The organism is Microbacterium allomyrinae (genome assembly GCF_020682705.1).
Taxonomy (GTDB): domain Bacteria; phylum Actinomycetota; class Actinomycetes; order Actinomycetales; family Microbacteriaceae; genus Microbacterium; species Microbacterium allomyrinae.
This window is the reverse complement of the sequence record NZ_JAGTTN010000014.1, coordinates 1-2,285: the sequence shown is the minus strand read 5'-3', so window position 1 is coordinate 2,285 and position 2,285 is coordinate 1. Positions and strand designations below refer to the sequence as shown.

General features: G+C 63.8%; 1 protein-coding gene. It reads right to left on the bottom strand.

Annotated elements, in window-relative coordinates; genetic code table 11:
- Window positions 1-1,749, bottom strand: a 1,749-nt coding sequence (locus KEC57_RS18760; protein ID WP_229386219.1) for an alpha-amylase, incomplete at its 3' end; no start/stop codon positions are given.
- Between the last annotated feature and the right edge of the window lie 536 nt (window positions 1,750-2,285).

Here is a 2,285-nt window from a genome sequence, read left to right as displayed (position 1 = left end):
CCCCGTGCCCGTCGTCGCCGACGCCGCAGTCGAGGCCGCGCTGGTCTTTGCCGATGTGTCCTTGGCCCGCACCGTGTACGAGTAGGACGTCGACTGGGCCAGGCCGCTGTCGGCCAGCTGGGTTCCGGTGACCGTCTTGGTGACCGAGCCGCCGGTTCCACCGGTGCGCACCACGTCGTATCCGGCAACGCCGCAGTCGTCGGTCGATGCCGTCCACGACACCGTCACCGTCGTTCCGTCGGCCGTGGCCTTGACGTTCGCGGGAACGCTCGGCGCTGCCGAATCGGTGCACCCGAGGGTGACCCTCGCGTCTGCGTGCAGAGCGATGGCGTCCTTGCCTGCGACGGTCGCGGTGAACTTGCCGCCCGCGACGGTGACGGTCGCACCCGACCACACGTTGCCCGTCTTGGTCGCCTTGATCACGTTGTAGTAGATGCCGTCCGCCAGCGACGTCGTGAACTCGCGCTGCACGTCGCCGGAACCATTGTTGATCGCGATGAATCCCTTCGATCCACGCCCGAAGGCGAGGGCCGAGCCGTCAGCGCTGGTCCACTTGTTGACGACATCCGTGCCGTACGTGGCTACGCGGAAGCCGACCATGTTCTTGATGTCGTTCTGCGCGTGCTTGAACGTCCAGCCGTTCTGGCCCGGAGCAGGGTCCACGACCCGTCCGTTCGCGGTGAGAGCCGGGGGCTGCTTGTCGTTGCTGAACTCGTAACCGGAGTGGATCGAGGGGGAACCGTACGGCCATGCCAACGTGAACGTCTGAGCGAGGTCGTAGGACTTGCCGTTCTTGTACGACAGCGTTTCGCCATTGCGCTCGGTGTCATGGTTGTCGACGAAGACCGCAGCGTCGTCCTGCTGCAGGAACCCGGCCCACGTGCCGCCGATCCCCGCACCGGAGATCAGCCAGTCGATGCGCGATCCGCCGAAGGCTTCCTTCAGCTTGCGCGCGTACGCGAATTCGTGGACATCCCCGAACGAGGTGTACTCCTCGGGCTGGATAGGCTCACCGGCTGCGCGGATCACTTCCTGGACCAGGTACAGCTCGTTCTTCTTCGTGACGCGGTTCCAGATTCCGCTCATGTCCGACGCCGAGATGTGCTTGACCGCGTCGAAGCGGAAACCCTTGACGCCGATGTCGGCGAGGCGGTTCAGATAGTCGGCGATCGTCTGCTGCACCGACGCCTTGCTCGTGTCGAGGTCCGACAGATTCACCAGGTTGCAGTTCTGCACGGTGTCGCGGTTGCTGTAGGTGTCGATGTCGCGGCGGCAGCTGTGGAAGTCGCTGCTGTTGTACAGGCCGGGGTAGTCATAGTGCTGGAACTGCGTTCCAGCCCATCCCGTGCCGCCGTTCGTCTGGCCCGACATGTGGTTGATGACCGCATCCACGATCACGCCGACACCTGCGGCGTTGCACCGCTGCACCATCGACTTGAACTCTGCTTCGGTGCCCATCCGCGATTCGAGCTTGTACGAGACCGGCTGGTAGTAGATCCACCACGGGTTGCCCTCAGCGGGGACCATCGCGTGCTCCTGCGGAGGCGATGTCTGCACATACCCGTACCCTGCCGGGCCGAGCGTCGTCTCGCACTCCTGCGCGATCCGATTCCACGTGTACGAGAAGAGCACCGCGATCGCGTCTTTGGGACCTGGCGCCGCAGCGTCTGCGCGTTGTGGCGGTGTCAGCGACACGAACGCCGCGACTATCAATGCGGCAGCAGCCGTCATGGCCAGCCACCGCCTCACTGTGGAACGGTCCTCGACTACACCGGGACTATGCATCGGATGCTCCCTCGCACCAATCAAATGACGTGACATCTATGCCACGATCCTCAAATCAACCACGAGTCCACAGGAGATTGCAAGCGCTTACATAACGAATTGAGCAAGATGCCTGGGCATGCACACATCGTGCACCGGTCGTGGAATTGGGGCGCCACGGGCTCCACGAGCGCAGCCGCCCACCGGTCGTCGAATCAGGGAGACCTTCTGGGCGGAGTGTGAAATCGCCTGCGGCCGCCGAGTCGTCGGTCGGCGTGGAAGCGATTGCAATCGAAGTCAATTCCGAGGGGAGTGGCTGTAAGCGCTTGCACAACGTGTTCGATTGTGGTTGGTTTGTGAGCCGTGGCGTCCTGCCATGAGTCTTTACTGATGCGAAGGAGCATTAGATGCGTGATGCCGGTGTGGTCGGAACGCGTTCGCGTATGAGGCGGTGGCTGGCGGTGCTGGCCACTGCCGCGCTGTTGATGGCGGGGTTGCCCACGGCGGCGTCGGCGGCGACA